Source organism: uncultured Campylobacter sp., assembly GCF_938045225.1.
In the GTDB taxonomy this organism is placed as follows: Bacteria; Campylobacterota; Campylobacteria; order Campylobacterales; family Campylobacteraceae; genus Campylobacter_A.
Map to the genome: position 1 here is coordinate 1 of NZ_CALINL010000176.1, position 3,819 is coordinate 3,819.

The 3,819-nt window shown below is 48.4% G+C and carries 6 protein-coding genes; 2 read left to right on the top strand and 4 right to left on the bottom strand.

Translation table 11 applies throughout. From position 1 onward, the window contains the following. A partial coding sequence (locus tag Q0200_RS06735) for a molybdopterin dinucleotide binding domain-containing protein (RefSeq protein WP_297939350.1) occupies positions 1-613 on the top strand: 613 nt, incomplete at its 5' end. Between the two features lie 141 nt (positions 614-754). On the opposite strand, the gene Q0200_RS06740 is transcribed toward Q0200_RS06735, so the two are convergent. Continuing rightward, a complete protein-coding gene (locus tag Q0200_RS06740) occupies positions 755-1,273 on the bottom strand; it encodes a DUF3137 domain-containing protein (RefSeq protein ID WP_297939351.1) in 519 nt (172 codons plus the stop codon). 102 nt (positions 1,274-1,375) lie between these two features. Beyond that, entirely contained in the window at positions 1,376-1,705 is a 330-nt protein-coding gene (locus Q0200_RS06745; protein WP_297939354.1) for a hypothetical protein, read from the bottom strand. 134 nt (positions 1,706-1,839) lie between these two features. On the opposite strand from Q0200_RS06745, the gene Q0200_RS06750 reads away from it, so the two are divergent. Then, on the top strand, positions 1,840-1,977 hold the full coding sequence (locus Q0200_RS06750; protein WP_297939356.1) for a hypothetical protein: 138 nt from the start codon (positions 1,840-1,842) through the stop codon (positions 1,975-1,977). 10 nt (positions 1,978-1,987) lie between these two features. On the opposite strand, the gene Q0200_RS06755 is transcribed toward Q0200_RS06750, so the two are convergent. Further along, positions 1,988-3,202, bottom strand: coding sequence for an acetate kinase (locus Q0200_RS06755; RefSeq protein ID WP_297939358.1), 1,215 nt, complete (start codon positions 3,200-3,202; stop codon positions 1,988-1,990). Next, a partial coding sequence (locus Q0200_RS06760; protein ID WP_297939361.1) for a phosphate acyltransferase occupies positions 3,202-3,819 on the bottom strand: 618 nt, incomplete at its 5' end. The genes Q0200_RS06760 and Q0200_RS06755, both read right to left, overlap by 1 nt.

Here is a 3,819-nt window from a genome sequence, read left to right on the forward strand (position 1 = left end):
TAAGGGTGACAAAACCACGGTAAAAGTACCCGCTGCCACGCCTGCTGCGATCTACTACGAGCCCCTTGGCGGACACAGGCACTCTGTCACGGGCGAGTACATGCCGGGCACTCCGACTCTAGCTCTTGCGGTGGCTAGCGACGGCACTCCGCTAGAAAAGTTTTTCCAAAAATCGGAGTGGAAATACCTCGTAAGCTCGAGAAAATCAAATATCCAGCACTACTACACGATAGTGAGTCCAAAGCTACGCGCCATACATCCGAAAAATTTCGTAAGAATTGCCGAGGATATCGCGAGCGAGCAGGGTATCAAGACGGGAGACAAGATCACGACGCCCTACGGCTCGCAAACTGGCGAGGCCTTCGTAACAAACGGCGTTGCTAGCGGCGTCATCAGCCTCGAGCACGGTTTTGGACACGACGAGTTTGGCGCTAGAGTGCATTTTATCGACGGCAAACCGGCCTTTTGGCTAGAAAGCGCGGAAAAAGGGGTGAATCACAACAAACTAGGCCTGCTAGATCCGAAGCGAAAGGGTAAATTTAGCCTAAACGACTGGCTAGTGGGCACATGTGCTAGACAAGCACTACCTGCAAATATCCGTAAAATCGGCTAAATTTAACGCGGCGGCCCCGGCTTAGCCAGGTCGCCGTTAAATTTGACGTTTCGGCGGTAAATTTAAAGTAGCTTAAAATTATCGCGGACGGCGTCAAATTTGCAGTATTTTTAAGGCAGTCCGCGCAAATTTGAGGCAAATTTACCGATAAATATCTAAACTCAAATTTAGCTCGTCGATGACGCTAAGCATTTGCCTCACGTATCTTTGCTCGCGGCGAGCTTCGGCGATGTTTAGTTTATCAAAAATCCGTCCCTCGAAAAAATTTCTCCTACTAAAGCAAAATAGGTAAAATTTGTTATCCATAAAGGCCACGCTAGGCGATTTTAGCGTGTTTTTGTAGGCTTTTAGTATATTTAGCTTGCCCATAAACGCAGGCGTGAGCAGATACCTCGCCTCCACCTTATCCGTCGTAAAAACTCTAAAATTTTCGTTAAATTTGACGTCGTCGAGCAGCTCTTTTTCGCCTAGAAATTTGGTATTAAAATCCTTACTCACGGCGACCGTTTTGCCGTTAAATTTCTTGTTAAACTCGCACTTTAGCACGCTGCCTTTAAAGTCCGAATACTTATCAAACGCGTATTTTAATAGGATAAATATGGCGACGTATTTGTTGTTTATCCGAGGGTATTCGCGCTCATGGCTAATAATCTCGCACAAGTTAAATTTGACGCCTTTATATACGCCGCGCACGCTATCTTCGCTATAAAACGTGCTGGGCCTATAAATCCCGGCCGCGTCAAATTCGCTCTGCGAAATGCCTCAGTAGGCGCTATACGTAAAGCTTTCGTCTATCTCGCCGATAAGTGCGCGGACGAAAACTTCTTTGTAAAATTCGTTGTATTCCTCTTTTGCTTTTTCTACTTTTTCGATGTGATTAAGTATTTTAAAAAGATAACGAGAAATAACAAGCAAAAACGCCATCATAAAGCCAAATGACGAGAGCTGATCGCTATCAAATCTATTTCCGAAGATAAAAAAGAGCGCTATGACGCCGACGCCCAAAATAACGCTTGTCGGAGATACCGCGACTCTAGCTCGGCACTCTTTTTGTTTGTTTTTGGTTAATATAAATGCTTGCGAAAGGGTCATTTGCTCGCTTTTGATTAAATTTTACGTAAATTTTGACCGAGCGCAGCTTAAAATAAAGTAAATCGAGCGAGTAAATTTGAGCGAGGATTTTTAAATTTTGAGAGATTTGGAGTCAAATTTGGCACGGCGTAAATTTGAAATTTGCTACCCTTTTTAATCGTAAATTTAAGATCAAATTTGACCGAGTCCTAGAAGCGACTCGTCAAATTTGCTTTAAGCGCCAAATCAAAGCTGTTTTTGCGGCAAACGCGCCGACAAAAGCTCAAATTTAAGCGGTCAAATTTAGAGATTTTCTATCACTCGCTTTGTTTCTAGCGCGATTTCTAGCTCCTCGTTAGTAGGCACGACGAGAGTTTTTACCGCCGCGTCGGGGGCGCTTAGATCGCGTATACCGCCGCTAGCGGCGAAATTTAACTCGTGATCGATCCTGATACCCATGTGCGTGAGATCGTTGCAGATTTTCTCGCGGCTATACGGGGCGTTTTCGCCGATACCGCCGGTAAAAACGACCGCATCCACTCGGCCCAAAACCGCGTAATACGCGCCGATATATTTTTTTATACGGTAACAAAACATCTCAAAGGCTAGATGCGCGCGCTCGTCGCCGCCTTGCATCTTAACGACCACTTCGCGCATGTCGTTTGAGCCGCAGATGCCTAGCAGGCCGCTTTTTTTGTTTAAAAACGCGTCTATGCCCTCAGCCGTGAGCTCGCCTAAATTTAAAAGATATGTAAGCACCGCAGGGTCCATATCGCCGCTTCTAGTGCCCATTATCAGGCCTTCTAGCGGGCTTAAGCCCATCGAGGTATCGACGCTTTTACCCCCTTGCACGGCGCAGGCGGAGGCTCCGTTGCCAAGATGTAGCGAGATAGCGTTAAATTTCTCGTACGGCACGCCTAGATACTCGGCGGCTTTTTTGGTCACGTAGTGGTGCGAGGTGCCGTGAAAGCCGTATCTACGAATATGCAGCCTTTTGCAAAGATCAAATGGCAGGGCGTAGCGGTAGGCGTACTCTGGGATAGTTTGATGAAACACGGTATCAAAAACGACGACGTGAGGCACCTTTTTGCCGCTTCCGTTTTTGTCCGTTTCTTGCATCGCATTTCTTATGCCCGCTAGGTGGCCCGGGTTGTGAAGGGGTGCCAGCACGGAGTTTTGCTCGATTTTGGCGATCACGTCAGGGGTGACTAGAGCCGAGTCGCTAAAGCTCTCGCCTCCGTGCACGATGCGGTGTCCGATGCCGTCTAGCTCGCTAAAATCATGCAGGATATTTGAGCTAGCAAACAGCCGCCTCATCGCCTCAAGCCCCTCGTGGTGGTCCTTTAGCGGAGCGCGCTCCTCGTAAATTTTATTCGCGCTAACGTCTTTTAGCTTGGCGTAGGAGCTTGCTTCGCCGATCTTTTCAACTAGGCCGCTAGCGATGACGCGGTTGTCGCTCATATCAAAAAGCTGAAATTTAACCGACGAGCTGCCTGAGTTTAAAACCAAAATTTTCACTATTTTTCTCCTTCGTTTGCGGCTTGTATCGCGCTTATTAGGACCGTATTTACGACGTCTCCCACGCCGCATCCGCGACTTAGGTCGTTTACCGGTTTTTTTAGACCTTGCAATATCGGTCCGACGGCGACGCAGTTTGCGCTTCGTTGCGCGATTTTATAGCCGATATTGCCCGCGTTTAAATTTGGAAATACAAAAACGTTCGCGCGACCGGCTACGTCGCTGTTTGGCAGCTTTTTGCGCGCTACGGCTATATCTACGGCCGCGTCGTACTGCACGGGAGCTTCGATTTTTAGGGTGGGATTTAGCTCGCGCGCTATCTCGCCGGCACTCCTAACTAGGTCTATATCCGCTCCGCTGCCGCTATCTCCGCTGGAGTAGCTTAGCATCGCTACTCGCGGTTCTAGTCCGAACGCGCGCGCCGTATCCGCCGAGGCTAGGGCGATTTGCGCGAATTGCTGGGCGTCCGGGTTTGGATTTATCGCGCAGTCGGCGTAGATCAGTATCTCCTCGTCAAAGCACATTATAAACGAGCTTGAAACTAGCGGGCTATCAGGGCGGGTTTTGATGATCTGAAGAGCGGGGCGGATAGTGTGCGCCGTAGTGGTGTTTGCGCC